At 47.0% G+C, this 19,268-nt stretch carries 29 protein-coding genes and 1 pseudogene; 22 read left to right on the forward strand and 8 right to left on the reverse strand.

The window, feature by feature from the left end:
- The first annotated feature begins 131 nt into the window (after window positions 1-131).
- Both KJS63_RS06635 and KJS63_RS06640 read left to right on the forward strand, forming a co-directional pair.
- Entirely contained in the window at window positions 132-1,493 is a 1,362-nt protein-coding gene (locus KJS63_RS06635; protein ID WP_213618448.1) for an LLM class flavin-dependent oxidoreductase, read from the forward strand.
- Window positions 1,494-1,541: 48 nt separating this feature from the next.
- Window positions 1,542-2,474 carry a TauD/TfdA dioxygenase family protein gene (locus tag KJS63_RS06640; RefSeq protein ID WP_213618449.1) on the forward strand — a complete coding sequence of 311 codons (933 nt, stop codon included), beginning with the start codon at window positions 1,542-1,544 and terminating at the stop codon, window positions 2,472-2,474.
- A gap of 212 nt (window positions 2,475-2,686) precedes the next feature.
- Here the strand turns inward: KJS63_RS06640 and KJS63_RS06645 are convergent, their stop codons facing one another.
- Entirely contained in the window at window positions 2,687-3,130 is a 444-nt protein-coding gene (locus KJS63_RS06645) for a cell wall hydrolase (protein ID WP_068619826.1), read from the reverse strand.
- Between the two features lie 241 nt (window positions 3,131-3,371).
- Window positions 3,372-3,743 carry an Imm41 family immunity protein gene (locus KJS63_RS06650; RefSeq protein WP_213618450.1) on the reverse strand — a complete coding sequence of 124 codons (372 nt, stop codon included), beginning with the start codon at window positions 3,741-3,743 and terminating at the stop codon, window positions 3,372-3,374.
- A 350-nt stretch (window positions 3,744-4,093) separates the two neighbouring features.
- Here KJS63_RS06650 and KJS63_RS06655 point away from each other — a divergent pair, with 350 nt between their 5' ends.
- From KJS63_RS06655 to KJS63_RS26150, 4 genes are all read left to right on the forward strand, one after another.
- Window positions 4,094-4,630, forward strand: coding sequence for a C40 family peptidase (locus KJS63_RS06655; RefSeq protein ID WP_213618451.1), 537 nt, complete (start codon window positions 4,094-4,096; stop codon window positions 4,628-4,630).
- 441 nt (window positions 4,631-5,071) lie between these two features.
- Window positions 5,072-5,599: a C40 family peptidase gene (locus KJS63_RS06660; protein ID WP_068619824.1), complete on the forward strand. Its 528-nt coding sequence runs from the start codon at window positions 5,072-5,074 to the stop codon at window positions 5,597-5,599.
- A gap of 552 nt (window positions 5,600-6,151) precedes the next feature.
- Window positions 6,152-6,580 carry a phage integrase SAM-like domain-containing protein gene (locus KJS63_RS26145; RefSeq protein ID WP_244862554.1) on the forward strand — a complete coding sequence of 143 codons (429 nt, stop codon included), beginning with the start codon at window positions 6,152-6,154 and terminating at the stop codon, window positions 6,578-6,580.
- Window positions 6,581-6,590: 10 nt separating this feature from the next.
- Complete coding sequence (locus KJS63_RS26150; protein WP_244862517.1) at window positions 6,591-7,058, forward strand: tyrosine-type recombinase/integrase; 468 nt, start codon at window positions 6,591-6,593, stop codon at window positions 7,056-7,058.
- Window positions 7,059-7,256: 198 nt separating this feature from the next.
- On the opposite strand, the pseudogene KJS63_RS06670 reads toward KJS63_RS26150, so the two are convergent.
- Window positions 7,257-7,406, reverse strand: a pseudogene (locus tag KJS63_RS06670) (restriction endonuclease); the annotation flags it as partial.
- A gap of 62 nt (window positions 7,407-7,468) precedes the next feature.
- On the opposite strand from KJS63_RS06670, the gene KJS63_RS06675 reads away from it, so the two are divergent.
- From KJS63_RS06675 to KJS63_RS06685, 3 genes are all read left to right on the forward strand, one after another.
- Window positions 7,469-7,954, forward strand: a complete 486-nt coding sequence (locus tag KJS63_RS06675) for a hypothetical protein (RefSeq protein ID WP_213618966.1) — start codon at window positions 7,469-7,471, stop codon at window positions 7,952-7,954.
- 190 nt (window positions 7,955-8,144) lie between these two features.
- Window positions 8,145-9,401, forward strand: a complete 1,257-nt coding sequence (locus KJS63_RS06680) for a fibronectin type III domain-containing protein (protein ID WP_213618453.1) — start codon at window positions 8,145-8,147, stop codon at window positions 9,399-9,401.
- 67 nt (window positions 9,402-9,468) lie between these two features.
- Window positions 9,469-10,332: an ATP-dependent DNA ligase gene (locus KJS63_RS06685; RefSeq protein WP_213618454.1), complete on the forward strand. Its 864-nt coding sequence runs from the start codon at window positions 9,469-9,471 to the stop codon at window positions 10,330-10,332.
- Here the strand turns inward: KJS63_RS06685 and KJS63_RS06690 are convergent.
- The 5 genes from KJS63_RS06690 to KJS63_RS06710 form a co-directional block, all read right to left on the reverse strand.
- Window positions 10,329-10,862, reverse strand: coding sequence for a hypothetical protein (locus tag KJS63_RS06690; RefSeq protein WP_213618455.1), 534 nt, complete (start codon window positions 10,860-10,862; stop codon window positions 10,329-10,331). The genes KJS63_RS06685 and KJS63_RS06690 overlap by 4 nt on opposite strands.
- A 26-nt stretch (window positions 10,863-10,888) precedes the next feature.
- On the reverse strand, window positions 10,889-11,083 hold the full coding sequence (locus KJS63_RS06695; protein WP_244862518.1) for a hypothetical protein: 195 nt from the start codon (window positions 11,081-11,083) through the stop codon (window positions 10,889-10,891).
- Window positions 11,084-11,144: 61 nt separating this feature from the next.
- Window positions 11,145-11,831 (reverse strand): hypothetical protein, encoded by a 687-nt coding sequence (locus KJS63_RS06700; RefSeq protein ID WP_213618456.1) that lies wholly within the window; start codon window positions 11,829-11,831, stop codon window positions 11,145-11,147.
- Between the two features lie 652 nt (window positions 11,832-12,483).
- Complete coding sequence (locus tag KJS63_RS06705) at window positions 12,484-12,627, reverse strand: hypothetical protein (protein ID WP_213618457.1); 144 nt, start codon at window positions 12,625-12,627, stop codon at window positions 12,484-12,486.
- Window positions 12,628-12,744: 117 nt separating this feature from the next.
- Window positions 12,745-12,969, reverse strand: coding sequence for a helix-turn-helix domain-containing protein (locus KJS63_RS06710; RefSeq protein WP_213618458.1), 225 nt, complete (start codon window positions 12,967-12,969; stop codon window positions 12,745-12,747).
- Window positions 12,970-13,243: 274 nt separating this feature from the next.
- On the opposite strand from KJS63_RS06710, the gene KJS63_RS06715 reads away from it, so the two are divergent.
- The 13 genes from KJS63_RS06715 (at window position 13,244) to KJS63_RS06775 (ending at window position 19,211) form a co-directional block, all read left to right on the forward strand.
- Entirely contained in the window at window positions 13,244-13,813 is a 570-nt protein-coding gene (locus tag KJS63_RS06715) for a hypothetical protein (RefSeq protein ID WP_213618459.1), read from the forward strand.
- Window positions 13,814-14,254: 441 nt separating this feature from the next.
- Window positions 14,255-14,431, forward strand: a complete 177-nt coding sequence (locus KJS63_RS06720) for a DUF5659 domain-containing protein (RefSeq protein ID WP_213618460.1) — start codon at window positions 14,255-14,257, stop codon at window positions 14,429-14,431.
- 221 nt (window positions 14,432-14,652) lie between these two features.
- Window positions 14,653-15,240 (forward strand): RNA polymerase sigma factor, encoded by a 588-nt coding sequence (locus KJS63_RS06725; protein ID WP_213618461.1) that lies wholly within the window; start codon window positions 14,653-14,655, stop codon window positions 15,238-15,240.
- An 11-nt stretch (window positions 15,241-15,251) separates the two neighbouring features.
- On the forward strand, window positions 15,252-15,680 hold the full coding sequence (locus tag KJS63_RS06730; RefSeq protein WP_213618462.1) for a hypothetical protein: 429 nt from the start codon (window positions 15,252-15,254) through the stop codon (window positions 15,678-15,680).
- A gap of 102 nt (window positions 15,681-15,782) precedes the next feature.
- Window positions 15,783-16,007 (forward strand): helix-turn-helix transcriptional regulator, encoded by a 225-nt coding sequence (locus KJS63_RS06735; RefSeq protein WP_213618463.1) that lies wholly within the window; start codon window positions 15,783-15,785, stop codon window positions 16,005-16,007.
- Window positions 16,008-16,109: 102 nt separating this feature from the next.
- Window positions 16,110-16,328, forward strand: a complete 219-nt coding sequence (locus tag KJS63_RS06740; RefSeq protein ID WP_213618464.1) for a hypothetical protein — start codon at window positions 16,110-16,112, stop codon at window positions 16,326-16,328.
- A gap of 133 nt (window positions 16,329-16,461) precedes the next feature.
- Window positions 16,462-16,953 carry a hypothetical protein gene (locus KJS63_RS06745; RefSeq protein ID WP_213618465.1) on the forward strand — a complete coding sequence of 164 codons (492 nt, stop codon included), beginning with the start codon at window positions 16,462-16,464 and terminating at the stop codon, window positions 16,951-16,953.
- Window positions 16,923-17,060: a hypothetical protein gene (locus KJS63_RS06750; protein ID WP_213618466.1), complete on the forward strand. Its 138-nt coding sequence runs from the start codon at window positions 16,923-16,925 to the stop codon at window positions 17,058-17,060. Before KJS63_RS06745 ends, KJS63_RS06750 begins: the two co-directional genes overlap by 31 nt.
- Window positions 17,061-17,109: 49 nt before the next feature.
- Window positions 17,110-17,436: a cold shock domain-containing protein gene (locus tag KJS63_RS06755; protein ID WP_213618467.1), complete on the forward strand. Its 327-nt coding sequence runs from the start codon at window positions 17,110-17,112 to the stop codon at window positions 17,434-17,436.
- Window positions 17,433-17,804, forward strand: coding sequence for a hypothetical protein (locus KJS63_RS06760; RefSeq protein WP_213618468.1), 372 nt, complete (start codon window positions 17,433-17,435; stop codon window positions 17,802-17,804). Before KJS63_RS06755 ends, KJS63_RS06760 begins: the two co-directional genes overlap by 4 nt.
- A gap of 55 nt (window positions 17,805-17,859) precedes the next feature.
- Window positions 17,860-18,492, forward strand: coding sequence for a hypothetical protein (locus tag KJS63_RS06765; protein ID WP_213618469.1), 633 nt, complete (start codon window positions 17,860-17,862; stop codon window positions 18,490-18,492).
- Window positions 18,489-18,950: a hypothetical protein gene (locus tag KJS63_RS06770; RefSeq protein ID WP_213618470.1), complete on the forward strand. Its 462-nt coding sequence runs from the start codon at window positions 18,489-18,491 to the stop codon at window positions 18,948-18,950. Before KJS63_RS06765 ends, KJS63_RS06770 begins: the two co-directional genes overlap by 4 nt.
- Window positions 18,951-19,211: a hypothetical protein gene (locus KJS63_RS06775; protein WP_213618471.1), complete on the forward strand. Its 261-nt coding sequence runs from the start codon at window positions 18,951-18,953 to the stop codon at window positions 19,209-19,211.
- The last annotated feature ends 57 nt before the right edge of the window (window positions 19,212-19,268 follow it).

The following is a 19,268-nucleotide window of genomic DNA, read 5'->3' on the forward strand; positions in this document are numbered from 1 at the left end:
TGCTTGTTTGTTAGGGTCTGTACTGGGAACAGGTCGTACACAGATCAGAGGGTATACCTTACATCACCAAAACCAAGTAAATTAATTGGAATACATTAATTCACACGCGAATCTTAAGGAGGAATATATCGATGAGTGAGCAGCGGAAGATCAAGCTGGGCGCCTTCCTGATGACCCCGGGTCATCATGTGGCAGCCTGGCGCTTTCCCGGGGCGGAAGCCTCTGAGGTTCTGAACCTGAAGTTCTACAAGAGGCTGGCCCAGACGGCGGAACGGGGGAAGTTCGACATGCTTTTCCTTGCGGACGGATATTCCGTCTCGGACAAATATCCCGAAGCCATCGCCCAGACGGTCACGGTGCGGCCTGAGCCGATCACCCTGTTGTCCGCCCTCGCGGCGGTCACCGATCATGTCGGTCTGGCGGCAACCGTATCCACCACCTATAACGAGCCTTACCATGTCGCCCGGAAGTTCGCCTCCCTGGATCATTTGAGTGGCGGACGGGCAGCCTGGAATGTGGTAACGTCGGCGAACCCGGACGAAGCCCATAACTTTAACAAGGAGGCGCATCTGCTTCACTCCCTCCGGTATGAGCGGGCGGAAGAGTTCCTGAACGTGGTGACAGGCCTCTGGGACAGCTGGGAGGATGACGCGTTCTTGTACGATAAGGATAACGCGGCTTTTGCTGACCGGAGCAAGCTGCATCCCCTTCATCATAAAGGGGAGTGGTTCTCGGTGAAAGGCCCGCTCAATGTGGCCCGCCCGGTTCAAGGATATCCGGTTGTTATCCAGGCCGGCTCATCGGAGCCCGGCAAGGAGCTTGCCGCCCGCACAGCCGAGGTGATCTTCACCGCTTGGCAGACCTTGGAGGAAGCCCAGCATTTCTACAGCGATGTGAAAGGAAGGCTGGCGAAATACGGGCGCTCGCCGGACGACCTTAAGATCATGCCGGGTGTGTTCCCGATTATCGGAAGAACGGAAGCGGAGGCTGAGGAGAAGAAGGCGCTTCTGGAGCAGCTGATCCCTGTGGAGGCAGGGGTAAGCCTGCTGTCCCAGCTTATCAGTGTGGACCTTTCGCCATATCCGGTTGACGGGCCGCTGCCGGACCTGCCTGACCTGGCGGAGATTAACGGCGGCAAGACCCGCTTTACGCTGCTGAAGGATCTGGCCGAGCGGGAGCAGCTGACGATCCGCCAGCTGTACCAGCGGATAGCCGGAGCTCGGGGGCACCGCGAGATCAAAGGCACCCCGGTCCAGATTGCGGACCAATTGGAGGAATGGTTCCGCGGTGGGGCCGCAGACGGATTCAATATTATGCCTCCTTATCTGCCAGGAGGCTTGGAGGAATTCGTGGATCTGGTTGTGCCCGAGCTGCAGCGGCGCGGATTGTTCCGCACCGAGTATTCGGGAACAACGCTGAGGGATCACCTGGGGCTGAGACGGCCCGAGCATCCGGCAGCTTTTACCTATACCGCTTCACAGGCGACTTCTTAATGAGTGGTTTCAACCCTAATCAGGATCCAATATAAGGAGGAATGGTGAATGAGTCATTTGGTTAACGAAAGCGTAAATGTCGGTATTGAGGTTCATCCGGTTGGCGGGAGAATTGGTGCAGAGATCCGCGGTATACATTTAAGTGCCGATCTGGACACGGATACGGTGCAAGCGATCCGGGAGGCGCTGCTAAAGTACAAGGTGATCTTTTTCCGTGGACAGCAGCACTTGGACGATGCCGGGCAGGAAGCGCTTGCCGGAATTTTCGGCGCTCCGGTGGCTCATCCGACGGTACCGATCAAAGACGGAACTAATTATGTGCTTGAGCTGGACTCCTCACATGGCGGGAGAGCGGATTCCTGGCATACGGACGTGAGTTTTGTGGATGCCTATCCGCAAGCATCCATTCTGAGGTCTGTTGTAGTGCCAGCCGCAGGAGGAGACACGGTGTGGGCCAACACGGTGGCGGCCTATGAGAATCTCCCGGAAGAGCTGCGGAATTTCGTGGACCATTTATGGGCGGTTCACACGAATCAATATGATTATGCGGCACACCGGGAGCACGTATCCGAAGAGGCGGCCCGCCATCATAAGGAGGTGTTCGTCTCTACCTTGTATGAGACTGAGCATCCGCTAGTCCGGGTACACCCGGAGACAGGGGAGCGGTCGCTGCTGCTGGGCCATTTTGCGAAAAAGATCAAAGGGCTCTCTGCCAATGACTCCGCCCAATTGATCTCGCTGCTCCAATCCCACATTACGAAGCTGGAGAACACGGTGCGCTGGCGCTGGTCCGCCGGGGACGTGGTGGTCTGGGATAACCGGGCAACCCAGCATTACGCGGTGAATGATTATGGAGATCAGCACCGGGTTGTCCGCAGAGTCACGATTGACGGGGATGTGCCGGTCAGCATCGACGGCCGCCGCAGCATCACCCATACCAAGGTGGCTACGCAGCCGGAGAAAGGGATTCAATCGGCTTAGGTTGAAGGCTAGGCTAAATCTTAATGTTGATTTTTAATCAAAAAATAAACCGCCCCGTAAAGGGCGGTTTATTAAGCTATTTCCAACCATTCAAAGACAAAAGTAAAGTCTAAATCAGCACACACGCTAACTGCCCGTTCGGCTCTAACGTTTATTATGCTCTGGTCACCCAGCATCGCTCCGCCTGTCACGCCGGTATCGCTCCATGCAAATTAAAACGTACTATATACATTTTCACATTCTTCCGCGGTCGGTTCATAAAAACAGTGCTTCTTCCAACGTCCTGCGAGAGGCTGATTATACCAGGTTGGCGGACATGGTCCGGGATTTTCGAACGTTCCTGGACGGAAATACCAAAGGGAGAATTTGGCTGGCCAACTCCGCTCCCCATTCACAGACCGCTGCGCCAGCCGGCGTTCCCTATCTCTTGCTTTTTGATAGTACAAACCATGCTGCAATGCTTCGAACGCGTGCGCCTGGTTGATCATTTGGGGAATCGTCCGGATTCCTTTAAAATCGGAGCAGTTCGCTCTTATTCGGTTAATGCCCACATTTCCAACAAGGAGCATGCCTTGTTCGCCTTCGGTCTCAGCCTCAGCTCGAAGCAACCTTGCCAACATATCAATATCCTGTTTTCTGGCTTTTACGACTGCCATTGGCTCACCTCTTTAGGTTTCTAGACTCATCATATTATAGGCGAAGCGAATGTGTTACTCTGGCAAAATAGAGAGCGATAATGTGATGTGTCCCTGATTCTTTCTGGGCATCACGCCGCTTCAATATATGTAAAAGCAGAAGTACTTAGAACACTTCGCAACTCGACAAAGGCAGGATATTCCTGCCACCTCTACCTCTTACACGTCTATCGGGTGACGATAATCTGTTTCAAGTAAATTGCTACTGTTTGGTCGGGTTCACAAGCTCAAAGCTGCTATCATTAATAACTTGTCCTTTGATATAGCCCATAAAAGCAATTTCCAATCGCTCTACGTACAGGTTAAGGTCATCGGCAGGGAGATTAGAAATAGAATACAAGTCATCTGGGCAAAAATTCCACACCAGACTTCTCATGATATATGAATATGTATAACACACCATATCTGTAGTTTTTCTATCTAAATCCCGGTTTTCTTTGGTCTCCTTGGTGATAAAGACCAGAGAATTGTAGTAGTCCCAAAAAGCAGATACGTCAAAGTGAGCATTTTCATGAAGACCGTAAATAAAACTGCCTTCTAAGCATTTAAAGTTATTTATAAGGATCTGTTTCAAAATATTCCACTCCTTAATTAAAGCTGCATTCTGTTGTTATTTCTCATGATAGCATAAGATCAATAGAGATAATTTAGGGGGATGCACATGAAGGATAGAGCGCTAACTCCTTGGCATCCGAGAGGGCGACTTTCCCTTTCTATATTATGGGGAAGGTAGGAGAGGGGATTTAGCCAAACAACTTGTCAATGACAATTGGATTAGAGAATTTTAATAGTCTTTTCATAAATCCTAATAAACCCTTGTCTAATGGTAGTTTGCCTAGGTGGTGGAACTTCCTGGAAGTTTAGCGTGTGTTACTTTAGTTTCAGGTGGTGAACACCTCAAATCCATACACAAGGGAGTAGGACATGAACAACACGAAGAATAACCGTATCGGTAAAACAATCGTAGGAATCAGTCTTAGCCTTCTGGTTTCTTTGTCGGGAAGCATGCTAGTTACACCTGGAGCCGTACATGCGGCGGCAGCGGCCAGCACTTCGATGGCTGCCAGCATTATTGCAACAGGCAAGCAATTTCTTGGAGTTCCTTACCGCTTTAGAGCTCAAGAAGGGAGGACGGATGCGTTCGACTGTTCGTCTTTTACCCAGTACGTGTTCAAGCAAAATGGGATTAATCTGCCACGTTCATCGAGACAACAAGCGGGTGTAGGCAGAGCGGTGTCCAAGGATCAGCTGCAGCCGGGCGATTTGGTGTTCAGTGATACGAACCGGGATGGCGTCATCAACCATGTAAGCATCTATATGGGGAATGGAAAGCTTCTTCATACGTATAGAGTGGGTATCGGTGTAACGATTTCGAATTTTGCGGGGAGCGCTTGGGATCGGACTTTCGTAACCGCACGGCGTGTTCTAGCTGATGGGCAGAGCGTATCCACGTCCTCATAGACCGCAGGAACCGATGGCCAATCACAGTCCAGTACACAATCTAGTGCACAAACCAGCTTAGGTGATCGGTTACAATCCAGACCGCAAACGGGCTTTGCGGCTCCGTGGGGAGACGACAGCAGATATTACTACTTCTAACATGGCCCTACAAGATTTAGAAACTATAACGAATCAGATACTTGGAAGTATAAAAGCAAAAACATAGGTTCGGTGCGGGCCACCTTTTTAGAGTGCTTTTTTAACTACTCAGGGGTCATATGATTATAAATATCCTGTCAAGAAAAAATTGCTCCGAAATTTTAATAAACTTTTCATAAACTGGGATAACCCTTGCTGTGATGGTAGTTTGCTGACTTTCAGGTACTTAATGGAAGTTACAAATATGTTACCTTTGGTTATGGTGGTTCACCCCACACTATACCAACACACAAGGGAGTAAGCATGAACAACACGAAGAATAGCCGTATGGGTAAAAAATTAGTGGGAATCGGTCTTAGCCTCTTGGTTGCTTTTTCTGGCAGTACGTTAATTCATTCTGGTTCAGTGCATGCAGCAAGCAAGTCGACAGTCAGTGCCGCGGCGACCAGCAGCACAAAAGCAAACCAAATTATTGCAACAGGGAAAAAGTATCTTGGAAAACCTTATAAATTCGGTGCAAAGAGCGGGGTAACCAGCAGCTTTGATTGCTCCTCCTTCGTTCAATATGTCTATAAGAAACATGGAATCAAGCTGCCAAGATCGTCCAGAGACCAGGCCAAATCAGGCAAATATGTCTCCAAGAGCCAGCTTAGAGCCGGTGACTTAGTATTCTCGGATACGAACCGCGATGGTGTGATTAATCACGTGAGCATCTACATGGGGAACGGCAAGCTGCTTCATACCTACCGGGTAGGTGTCGGTGTGACTATTTCCACGTTTAAGGGAAGCACTTGGGATAAAACTTACGTCACAGCCCGCCGAGTACTGTAGTAGTGAGAGGCTGTAAACTAACTGTATAAGGAAACATAAGAGAGTAACTTGTGCGGGAGATAGAGAGCGCAGGGAATAGAGGAAGATGGGGACCCGTTTGGGTCCTTTTTTGTTAAAAATATTGAGGTAGTGCTTGCACATCTTGTTTGTATATGCTATATTAATCTGGTCGGGAAAAATGGAACGGATGGTTTCGAGCACATCCGATACATATAACTTGGGGCCTTAGCTCAGCTGGGAGAGCGCATCGCTGGCAGCTAAGCCACGCAATTGCCCGTAATTTACTCGTTGAATGTACGATGACAGCCACGTCGACTGTACGTTGACACACGCAGATATACGCTCCGACTAAACGTTGATATGTGTACATAAGTTCGCTCCTTTCCGTTAATATGCGGAAGGGAGTTTTTTGATTTGGCGGAAGATAAACGTAAGGGCCGAGCGGTTAAAAACGAAAGAACTTCGGAACGTTTGCGGTATTCACTCGATTACCTTTTTGAGTACTATTACCAAGCGAGGAAGTCAGAGGGGCGCGCCCTTAATACGCTGAAGGTGTATTCTCAGAATTATGGGTACTTTTGTGAATTTCTTGATCTTAAGGGAATAATACGCGATGTGCGTAATATAACCGTCGAGGTTGGGCGGGAGTACATAATTTGGCTTAGGGACGAGAAAACAAAGTTTAGCGACGCCTGCAATGTGCCGGATTCGGTACGTACGGTTGGGCTCTTGCCAAAGTCAATAAACACGCGAATCAAAAACATGAAAACCATGTTTAAATTTCTATACGAAGAGGGGGTTATAGACTCAGATCCTTTCGCGTACTTGAAGAACGTTAAGGATATTGGGCGGGACATAGATGTCTTAACAACGGACGAGCTAAAACGATTGCTAAGTGCTCCGAATCAGCGTAAATACAGCGATTTCCGGGATTTCGTTGTTCTTAAACTTACTAATAGATGGAATGTTCCGCATAGATGAGGCGTTGACTTTGAGGAAAGAAGACCTCGATTTATCGGCCTGTTACGCATCTCTTAGACGCGAGATAACAAAGACGCGTAAGCCACGGATCGTTCCTATTACTAAGCGCACAGCTAAGCTAATACAGGAGCTTATTCGTGAGACAACCGAATTTGATAGTGAGTATGTGTTTCTTAATAACTATGGTGATAGATTGCTTCCAAATCACTTCCGACACCAACTAAAGAAGTACGCAGCCCGAGCAGGAATTGAGAAACGTATCTATCCACATCTACTTCGACACTCAGGGGCAACACTCTTTCTCGAAGAAGGCGGCTCCGAGCGCCATTTGCAGGCGATTCTAGGCCACGCCGATGGCCGAATGACCGCGCATTATACCCACCTTTCCGATAGAAACGTGAAAAAGAACCACGAAGAGTTTTCTCCACTGAGCGCGGTAGTTGGTAAATCCGATCGTTCAAGGAAAATAACACGATAAAGCGATGCGCTGGGCGGATATCCTTCGTTTCCAGCGCATTTTCACCGTCAAATTAGTGTCTTTACCTTGCCCGGAATGGAACGGTAGGGTACGAAGAGAGAGCGCTACTTTGACGGTTATTTTCTGCGTTATCATACATCATGTGGCGGTACCCACGCGCACCCATTGCGAGTATCTCACTCGTCACTTGTACATAATTTATGCGCTAGTTTTCTGTTTAGTAGCGGCTGTCTTTTCCCGCATCTGCAGCAGCATCTCGACCAATTCGTCCCTACCAATAAGGCGGACTCCATTGGATTTCGCAAGCTTATACGCCTGGTCCGTGTAATCCCGGTTAGTCACGACCCAGCCCGCAGAAGCCCTCTAATGTGCGACGGCACTTTTTAAGACAGTGGCATGGAATATGATTCGTGTTTACGATCAATTTTCGAAGGTTCCGACGTCGGACCGTTTGCTGGTCGGAAAATTCTGACGTCGACCGCGGCAAATTCGTAGCCGAACCGCACACAATCCCGTCAACTGGCGAAATCAAAACGGTCGACGAAATGACAGTACGTGAATTACGTGAGGTAAAGGCGGCACTCAAGGCGGAGAAGGAGGCACGGGAAGCATCCGAAGGGGCTGCGAAGGCTCACGGCACTGACGGCAAGGATTACCGGGAGCCGACGAAGAGGAAGCGGACGGCTTACGAAAATTACTGCGTGGAGAAGAATGCGCAAAGGTCAGCGCAGTATAAGCGGGACACCGCGGCAGGTCCAGTATTGCGAAGGGTAAGCGAGCCATTTACGCAGTGCATCGGACTCGGGCGCAGGTGGGCGAAAGATATGGGCGCGATGAACGAGGTAATAGTGGAAAGGGCGGAGGAGACTCCGCTTACTCTTTCGGCTGCAGCGTAAGGAGTTCGCCAATGCCAACGTTAAAATAAACGCAAAGTTTTGCTAAGAGTTCGCGCGGATATGGTCGCGAAGTCAAAAAAAAAATCATTCACTAACATTTAACTACATAATTAGACAATTTTGTTTAGAATTTCTATTTAAATAATAGTAAAATTAAAATGTTCTTACTTAATAGAAATGGGGAATTACATTGAAAAAGTTTATTGCGTTCCTAGCCTTATCACTCTTTTTATTATGCTTACCGATTTCCAATGCTTCAGCAGCTCAAACCGACCTTCTACGTGGGTTGCAACCTGAAGCAGTCGGGAGTACAGTATTTCTTAATTCAGTAGGCAATGCAACAGATGGGGATGATAGCACATATGCAGAAGCAAAGAGCAACTTAGTTGATCAGCCTTATGAATATAAATTTGTTCTTCCTACTCCATCTACAATTCGAAAGATTAGAATTAAAGTAGATAATTTAAATAGTATGTATCCGGGCGTAATTCTACATAACACCGATCGTAGCGTAATAGCTGATGTTAGGTTAACATCAACCGATCAGACAATAACAATTGATGCAGCAGAAAAAGTGAAATATGTACTTATAGATGGACGAAAAAATACAAATTTAAAATTATTCTCATTAGAAGTTTATTCTGATACATTATCAGCAACTGGTGATGATGGAAAAGTGTATCTATCGTGGGACCCATTCCCTAATGCTACTGGTTACAATGTTAAAAGAGCAACCACACAGAACGGTCCTTATGTAGTAATTAAAAGTAACGTCATAGAAACGAACTTTACTGATACAACCGTGACAAATGGAACAACTTACTATTATGTGATCAATCCTATTGTTGCGGGGGCAGAAAGACCAAAATCAAACGTAGCTTCAGCAACACCTACCGGAACCACCAACCCACAACCAACTCCAGCACCGTCAAATCTAACAGCCACTGCTGGAGATACCAAAGCATCACTAAACTGGACTGGGTCCACTGGAGCTACGTATACTATCAAGCGATCTCTTACTGCGAATGGTCCGTATACTTCCATTGCTTCAAACGTAACTGATCAGTCTTATACAGATACAAATGTTATAAACGGTACGACATACTATTACGTGGTTACTGCCACTGTTTCCGGAGCAGAAAGCATAAATTCAAATGAAGCTTCTGCAACGCCAAATAAAGCCACTAACCCTAATCCACAACCAACTGGGGACCGTGCTATCCTTACAGTCACCATGACAAATGGTTTAGAGAAGGAATATGACCTATCTGCAAGCGAAATAAGCAGCTTCATTAGTTGGTACGACGCTAAGGATTCAGGAAGAGGACCATCACTCTTTACAGTCAACAAAGGGAACAATAATAAAGGCCCATTCAGTGCCCGAAAAGATTTCTTAATCTTTGATAAGATTTTAACTTTCGAAGTAAGTGAATATACAGACAAGTAAGCAATTCTCAGCAATTACCGCCTCTATCCGTAGTAGCTACGCGCTATAATCGTATAGAGGTGTTTTTATGTTTATATCCCCGATGTTACTCGAAACGGCAGCCGCTCCGTTCTCGGATTCGCGCTACATTTACGAACCTAAGGTCGACGGCCACCGCTTAATATATACGCAAGAGGGCGGAACCGTCCGCCTCTACACACGTCACCACAACGACTGTACACGCCAGTACCCTGAGATCGCAACCAATCTGTTCCCGCATGACGTCGTTCTGGACGGCGAAATCGCGGTCTATGATCCGCAAACCGGCGTAGTCGACTTTGAGTCCGTGATGTCCCGCTTTCAGGCGCGTCGGCCCGATAAGATAACGCAGCTCAGCGCCCAGTTACCGGTTACGTTCGTTGTTTTCGACATCCTGCGGTACAAGGGCGAAGACTTGCGCCAATTACCGCTCATGCAACGCAAAGAAATACTTGCGGGCCTATCGCTACCGAACGCTCATTTCGGTATTGTTCCTTACGTAGAGAAAGCTGGCGAAGCCTTGTTCACGCAGATGCAGGCGCGATCGCTCGAAGGCATGGTCGGGAAGCGAACGGATAGCACGTACGTCAGCCGACGGTCGGCCGCGTGGCTAAAGGTTATCAACTGGTCGTATGCCGACGTATGGCTGACCGGCTACCGCAAGGCGGAGTTCGGCTGGCTTGCGTCTGTGCAAGCGGAAAATAGCGCGAAGGTACGTCCGGCTGGCATTATCGAGCATGGCGCTAGCCCAACGCACAAGAAGGCGTTTTATGGCGTGGTGAAGCCGCTGATTACCGGTGAGGATCGCGATTTCGTATACGTGGAGCCGCGGATTAGAGCTCGCGTGAAAATGCGAAACTGGACTCGCGCGGGGATGCTGCGGAGTCCAGTGTTTACAGAATTTATTGTTTAGTAATTAGGTTTTTCATTTAAATAGAAGCCTAAATTATGGTCTTTGGATAGATGAGAAAGAAAGCTCCTTGTGATTTGTGGAGCATTTTGCGCCATTTTATTCAGACGGCCGTCTAAGTAAATCTCATTGTTTAAGGTAGTTTTATAGTGAATCAGCCTATTCCTAAACGAAGTAAGGGCGAGATAGTCTTCTCTTACCTGTGAAGGGATTTCAACTTTTAAATAATTAGTCACTTTTGAAATTTTACTTGGTATACTTTTAAACTCTTGTGGTGGCTGCTTGTCCACTCTGTTTAAATAAGCTAGTATTTCCCGGTCGACTCTACCCAACCTCGAACGATTCTGTGCTTTTAAATGTTTTTCTGCTAGAAAAGCCATAGCAGCCTCTGCAGATGCGCAAAAATTAATAATAGACGACCTATAAAAACGGGTCTTTACAAACGTGTCAGTTTCACGCTCTGCCTCTTGTAGATAAAATAAAGCATCGTTAAACATTTCTGCCATGTAGCTTCTTACTGTAAGAAAATCCATTTCACTAGTATTCTCCTCTCTCTGTTTTAAATGACGTACTTAAACGCACATACATCGCGCATATAATACTCTCCGCGCACCTTAACGGAAACCGCCGTTATATCTTCGATTACTCCGCTCACCATAAGTTCATCCGCGATAAATATGACGATCGGGGTGCCTTCGAGCTGCGCGGTGTAAAAGTGAACGTTATGGGTCAGCGTCCTCATAAAACGGCTCATTTGCGTTATTCCTTTCGTTTGGTAGCGCCCATAAATAAAGAAGCGTAAGAACAATTCTTTTTTACTTTGCGAATAAAATTGTTAAAAGGGCCCCTATACTTCCGCCAATAATTGCTGAAGAAGCCCCGTTTAGGTTAAGTCTTCTTTGTTCAAACGTATTAATATACCTCAAAACTTGTTCGGTTGGAAATTCCATAAACTCTGCATATAACTCTTCGATATTTTTTCTGAAAAATGAGAACTCGCCGTCAGTATAAACTTCCTTAATGTCGTTGTTATATCGTTGCTTAAAAACAATTTCATCTCTTTCAAATTTTGAAATTGCATGAAATAATTCGTTTAGAAGAGCACGAGATTGTAAAAATCTACCTTTAAATTTCCAAAAACTTAAACTTTGACTCTCAAGTAGCATGTCAACCATGATTTCGATTTTAGTCCAACTGTAGTTTCTTCTATTATCAATTTGTTGAAGCTCATAATAAAAGCCAAGTTCACGAGCTGTACTCAAATAAATATCCCTTTGTATTTCTTCATACTCTAGTTCATCATCGGTATTTAGAACAAAAGTATAATTATGGCGTCCTCTTCTCTCTTGTTTTAATAATTTGACTGTAAAGTCTTCCTCATATGGTTCTGTAAATTTATTTGTGATTTTAAAATTCACATAGAAAGGACTAGGTCCCATGCGCATAAATTTATAATTTTCTGATTTGTTATTAAGCTCTTTTGATAAAAAATTCCAAACCACGAGAACTCCGTCGGAAGGTAAGCATTCGCCTTTTGGCTCTACGAGTTCAATGATGGTAACAGGAAAACCGGTGTCATAGATAATATGTACTTTAAAGTTATCCGTGTAAGTTTTTACATTTCTCCCCTTAAAATATTCCTCCTATACCCTCTGCGGAATAAAGAGGTCGAACTCAACCCTTAGTAGGCTGGGATGTGGGAATATTTCATTTAAGTTGTTATATGACAGATCATTCATGAATTCGTCTTCATTATCGTTATAGTACAAAATATTACGAGGATGTTTTATCTTGAAAACCTTGTTATCTAATATTTTGATATTGTTAATATTACTGCAAGTGCCTAAAAGTTCTTCTACGTCTTTAGTATAAACTGAATTAATATTTGATGTCTCCGAAGTAGTACAGTAAAAATGAAAACTCCCCACTGCGAAAAAAATATCCTTCATAAAGCTGCTCCTTTACCACATTGTCCATTGTAATTGTGAAATTGAAAAAATAATTATGTTTCTCTTCGATAAAATCTCTGAAAATCCTTCTTTCATGGAGGAAATTAGACCCAAATATCGAATTATTAGGTATAAATAACTAGGGATTATGGGGGATAAGTATGGCAAGACGGAAGAGTAAGGCAAAACAGCAGGAAGAATTATTTCAGGCACCACTTGGGGCAGCGTTCGTATTCCCCGCTCTGGGTATTTTCTCCGCAACTGGGTCGCTCGGAACAGCGATAACGGCCGGTGTATTGTGCTCGGTGAACGTCAATTCTCCGTATTTTCCACGTGTTACAAGCGTCATTCCTCTGTACCCCACCGTAATTACTCATCGCAGGCTAAATCGCCTAATTCCACGTTCAAAATCGCTGATTCAACGCATAAGAAAGACCGCCTAATGATGGGCGGCCGGTATGTATTATTAATTTTCCTCGGTTTCAATTAAAGTGATTATTTTGCTTATATCGGTAGTCCCCAAAGCTTCCGCAATTTTTGCTATATGCTCGAAATTGATATTTTCCCGCTTTCCATTCACCAGTTCAGAGAGAGCTGCACGCCTTACATTTGCTTTCTCTGACAACTCATTCAGAGACATCCCTTGCTCTTCCAAAAGCTTCCCAAATGCAACTATGACTTTTACTCCCATAAAATATCCTCCCAAAAAGTATTGACTGTACGCATAAACGTACAGTATAATCAAATCACAATCATCGTACGCATAAGCGTACAACGAATAGTATACAACTCATTTACAGAAAAATCCACAACTTTCTGCTTATTTGTTATGCCAATTTTTAGGACAAGGGGGCGTCAGCCATATTTCGGGGAGGCAAACGGATGAACGGACATCTTTACGTCCGGACGTATGGCGGAAATTGGATCGCACTACGGTTATTAATGCAAATCGAGGGGGATTCCGAATGAACGTATTGGATGAACACGCGCAAGAATGCTATTTGCGGTATAGACAGACACGTGATAACGAAAGCTTCACGGACTTATACGAGGTATTGAAGGATATTAAGTCGTGGCATCGGGCGAAGGTACTATCGACGGGCGCCGGTGACGTGTATGATGCGGAATCATCGTTTGACGACGTGCTGCTCGTCATCGCTAATAGGGACGGAATTACGGACATTTGCCGCCTGCTTTACGTGAGTCTCCGTTATGCTCGTCTCCGCGTATATAAGAAGAACTCGAGCTGGAGCGGTCGTATATATTATCCGGAATCGGACGCAGAGTTCGGAGGGACAAACGATCGAGAAGAAACGGACCGGGCCGGTTTTATCTTATCGCTGGTCAAGCGGAGTAACGAACCGGTAGCGGCACTTATAGCTGATATGGCACTAAAAACCGATGGAAAGGAATCGATCAGCTCACTCGCCGACCGGGCTGGTACGCATCATCACAAGGCATTCCGGTCACTCCGGCGGCTACGGCGCTACTATAATCCGGAAATTGACGGCGGCCTCGCGGAGTATCTTGCGTAATTAACCGTCGCGCTCCGACGATACCGGCCTGCGTTCGATTATTCCGCGGGACGGGCGCGGCAACGCCCGAAATGGCTCCGCGTTCACAATAGATGCAGACGGCCAAGCGTGCGGTTTGCTCCAGTATCAGGAGACGCCGGCCGTATAATCAGATGCTAACAGGGGTTACATTTTACTCGTGCAGCCTGCTGCGGGTTTTGAAGACGCCACGGGCGGTAGAGGCAGCCGCCTGTTTTTGCGTCTTATGACAAGTTGGGAACAAACGGTCCGTTTATACTAGAAAAATAATATTTTAATTTACAAACACAAGATATATTTTTTCAACCACTAATCAAACACTATATATTGTGGTAGTGTAATTAGAGAGGAGAAAAGGGATCGTATGTTCTGGTTATCGGGGATGCGTGCGGTCTATTTTTTACCCTAAAGAGGAGGAGAAACGTGGAAAAGCAGTTTGTTATTCATTCTCAGAAGATGGCCGGCTGGCTCATGTACAAAGGGAACAAGATGATTAAGACCGCTCAGAACAAAAGGCAGCTCGGCTACCACATATTTATCTTTGCTGATACAGATAAGCTACATATTGATATGACGGAGTATACGAAGTGTACTACATAGGAGGCGGAGTATATACGGACGCCCAACTGGGCTTACGTTATTAATAACGAAATTTTCATAGTGTTTGTGGCAGGCAAATCGAAAAAAATAAAATAAATTTTCGAAAGGACGTAATTATGTCCACTATTCTAAGAAAAGGGCACGAGTCCCAGCTCGAAACTGCACGTCGGAACTATTACTCACAGCGCCGACGCGATGTTGATGACGCATGGGCGACGTATATGCTAGAAGTCCTCAAGAGGACCGAAGACGGAGACGAAGAGCCATACCGTCACGCCTTTGAAAAGCTGAACGCACAGACGGAATCCTTTATCCTACGCGAGGCGCATCGCTGGTCCGTAACTTATCGGAAGTACCGTATATATGAAGACGATTTCGAGAGTGAGTTCCGTTTTGTTGTTGCGAAGGCGGCGCTCGCTTATGACGGCCGACGAGGTTCGTTTTTCGACCTCCTCCGTACCTCAGTGCGGAACAAAGGCCGCGATATGGTCAGACGCGCCTTAACTGAGAAAAACCGGATTAATCACCTGGCGCAAAGTATAGAGGATGAAACAGTCTTACGGGAGGTAGAACGAAAATACCCGGTACCGAGCGCGGAGTCTGTAGCGGTAAATAGGGCGACGATCGCAGAAATGGCCGCGGATCAGTCTTTAAACGAGCAGGAACGTGCTGTACTTGACCTGCTACGGGTAGACCCGGATACAACGCTTCAAGAAATAGCCGATGCGCTCGGTCTTCGTGATCGAAAACAAGCACAACGGGTAAGGCGGCGTATGGCAGACAAACTCCGAAAATACATAGAGGGATAGGAGATGAGCGGATGTACCCGGGAGAGGGAGCGATAGAGTACGCTCGGCAATTAACGGAAGGAATGACGCAGGCAGAAGCGGCTATCGTAATATCTAAGCTGCGCGCTCAGTTGCCGGGCGATAAGCGGATTAAATTTTGCGCCGTCTGTGGGTTCCCGTTTCGAGATAAGACACGGCCTTGTAACGCAGTAGTATGCAGCCTGGCGTGTAAGACCGTCCGGAAAACGGCACAGAAGGCAGAACAACGGGCCAAGAAGGCAGAGGAAAATCCGCCCAAGCCGAAAAAGGCTAAGAAGTATGACGAGCAAAGTTACCTCTTACGACTATGGCGGCATGAAAAGCCTTTTAATCCGGACAAGTTAGAGCGCATCCAAGCGGCACGAGAAAGATACGAGCAAATGGGCGGCAGACGTAAGCCGATCCGCGAGATTGATTACTGATATTTAGCTGGCGACAATTTAGATAGGTGAGAGGGAGAGGGTAATATTCTCCCAGTTAGATTATTATTAGTGACATTTAAGTACAGAAAGGAGCAATTATATATGATGGACTCGACGGCGGTAAGGGCGATCCGCATTAAACTTGGCTTGACGCAGGAGCGATTTGCCGCGGAGCTTGGTGTAAGCCGCTCATTAATTGCGAGCGTTGAAGCCGATCTCCGTGCGGTCAGTCTTAAGTTGCAAATTAAGATAGCGCAGTACGTGGGCATTAATAGCGATATCGTACAGGCGGTTGAGCGGGCTCGTTACTCCTCCATGCTCGCGTAGATACACCAACCGAACGGGACGGTAATAACCCCGGGAACACGCCGGATCAACAATAATGGACGTGGGCTCACGGCAGGCGCCACGCAATAGGACGACACACGCATGGAAGATGCTATTTGGCGGATTAATGACGACCAGCTACTCGGATATACGGAAGACAAAGCGGTCTGGACCAAGATACGTCGATCATATCCGGACATTATGATTCAAGCCCGATATTATGCGCCGGGAGAAGACAAGCCGTACGCGCTTCAATACTTGATTCCTAACGCGAGAAAACGGTCTGCACGTAATTTATTCGGATGTAAGTTAACCGTATAATTCACGTGAAATAGAGCGGTTTAGTTGTCGCAGGTACAAACACCTTCGCGGCCTATTTGTCGTGCCTTAAATCAGGCGAAATCAACGTGTTACTTACCGAATATGCACGAGTTTTATCGAGGGGAGGAAGCTGATGGACAGACACGAAGATGCCCGTCTTTACTGTGGATATTACAAGCAGGATTCAAGCTGCGCGTTGCTTGCTGCGATGGATAAAACGGAAATTCGCTGCAAAGTAGCTCGCGCCCGGCGGAATCAATCCGTTGTCGCTATCTGGATCTATGTGTATCGAGACGAGGGGGGTAACGGGATGATTAGCGTAGATTACGGCGCTCGGTGGCCGATCAAGTTCGTACCGTTTCCGGTCGATGAAGTGCCGGAGCTATACGATAGGCTAATAGACTTTGCAAGCCGGGGAATCGTGATCGAAACCTGGCGCAAGATGGATGACGTTAAACGCTGCAAGCTGATTGAGAAAGTAACAATTGAGTTCTGTAAGGAAACTTCGCCAAAGAGGAACTACGGCGTTGGTCAGGCGGAAATTCGCGGCGGCATCATAGAAGCAATCGACATTACCGAAGGAGGCGCGATGGAATGGCTAACGGGATTATCGTCACCGCAATAGAGCCGATTGAGTTCCACAGACGGCGCGTTATGATGATCGATGCTGCTGCCAGTCTAGAATACGAAATCCTGTACGGATGTTCAGTAAGTGAGCGGGTCATTCCATGAGGGCGCCGCTATTAGCGTCAAAACAACACATTAAACGGGGGTAAGCGATATGTTTATCGAGTCAAAAACGTGGGCAGGCAGCGAAGAGGGTACCGGAGAAGATATCGCGGTTATTGGTCCATCCATCCGTAGATCACCGGTCAAAAAGTCAGCGCAGCCAATTCGTAAAGGAGAGTTCACCGGAGTGATTATAGATCCTATTAGATCCAGAGGTTTCGGATTTATAAAACCGGACAATGGCGGAGAGGATGTCTTCTTGCACATCCGAAACAATCCGAATGGCGAATCCTTTTCACGTGGGGATGTCGTTAACTATGACGTTATGGGCGATCCTCGTAGTGGCCGGCAGTTAGCCGTTAACGTGAGTCTGCTGTGAGACCGTTGTTTCAGGCAATAACAACGAGTGTCGGACCTGTTCGGCTGATAGCAGTCAACGTGTTTAATGATTCCGGAGCACACGCGGATCAAATAATAAAGCCGATGTACGAGGAACTTAGCGCTCTTGATGCGGTACTCGACTTGATGAGCGCACATAGGTACGAGACGGTCGACATAGAAACGGACGATGAGCTGCTTTTCAAAACGTTTCTAAGCGTGCCGGGCGTTAATGTTTCTTACGTAGAGTCAGAAACGCTCGAACCACTGTATCGGCATGTATCGCCTGGATCGCCGGTGTACCCGCTAATTGCTGAGATATATGCGGTCGAGGAAGTGAAGCCAATACAAGATGAACCGGAGGTATAGCTTCAATTGCCGTGGTATCGCCAGCTTATTAAATACCTAAAGGGGATGTTTGCTAATGATTAAGTGGGAACTAAAAGAAAAATACGACAAACAGGATCAACGATTTCATGAGATACGCGCTCGGTACGATAAAGCAGTAATTGAGGCCGGTACGCACCTAGCGGACCTGATCGCCCAGAAAGACGCTATTCTCCGTCAGGAGTTCCAGACTGGGAAGGACTTTTCCGCGGATAAGCAACGGATTAACGCCGCAATTGAGACCGCCAAGGAGGCGAAAACCCAAGCCGAGGAAGACCGCGCCAAAGCCTATGAGTTTGCGACAAGCGCATCTCTTGACGGCCGTATCACTATTCGCGATCTAACGGTCGATTGGAATACCAACTACGCCCCGATGGTCCGAACAAAGGAGTTTCCGGCCATATTGGAGCGCGTTAAAAAGGCGAGGGCCGAGTACCTTAACGGAATTATTGATTATTATGACATGGTGGCTAAATATGAACCAGCTTACCTAGACATGCGCCAGTTGGAACTATCTGATGCGCGCCCCGGAGACGGAATAGCAGTGCATCAAATTGTGAGCGAGAGTGACTTATCCCTTATTACATCCGAGGACTTGCACAAAGTTGGCGTACGTAAAGAACTGCCGGCAGATGTTAAGCGATTGAAGATCGGAGATGACGCGGAATGAAACTAGATACTAACTACTCCCAACTCGTAGAAATGAAAGCCATGTCTTGGGGTAATCCGGAGCGTATCGCGGCTTACACGCTCGCCCAGCGCCGATATGACGACACGGTGGCGCATTATTTTGACGAGGAGTCTGGCGTTAAGTTTATGGCAAATCCATCACAATCCTACGTTGAGGGACTTGAGGCCAAAGCCGCAGAGACCGGTAATGATGACGACAAAGCGCGCGCGATTATCGCACGTGATCAATTCGAGCACTACGAAAAGGATCGCGTTAAACATATCGCCTGGCAAGTTTCTCGCCAAAATCTGCGAAGACTTCTAGTTGAGGGCGGAAAGGTGACACGGAAAGACGTTGACGAGGCGCATAGGATTGCCAAACTAAACGCGACTATGGAGAACCTAGCGGTTTATTCGCAGATTAAACAAAAATTTGGGACTCAGGAAGGAAGTAATTAAATGAGAGCATTTTACCCGGAAAATAGCAAAATGGAGATTGTTGGTGACGAGGATGTTTTAAAATATCTGGTCGGAGTTGACCCGGCATCATACGAGCCGATCGACATCTCTAATCTACGTTTGGATATGGACGAGCTCGCGGCTCTTTATACCAAGGCTCAATTTAGGAGGACGCCAGCCGCTACGGACGCATACAAGCGCCACAAAGACCGAATGATCGCCTGGTCACAACGGAGACTAAACGGAGAACGCTACGAATAATTGAAAGGAAGGGGCCGGCGTTTAAACGCGTCGGTCTTAATTATAGAGGGGGAAGCG

Origin of the sequence: Paenibacillus sp. J22TS3, from assembly GCF_018403205.1 — a bacterium.
GTDB classification, from domain to species: domain Bacteria; phylum Bacillota; class Bacilli; order Paenibacillales; family Paenibacillaceae; genus Fontibacillus; species Fontibacillus tuaregi.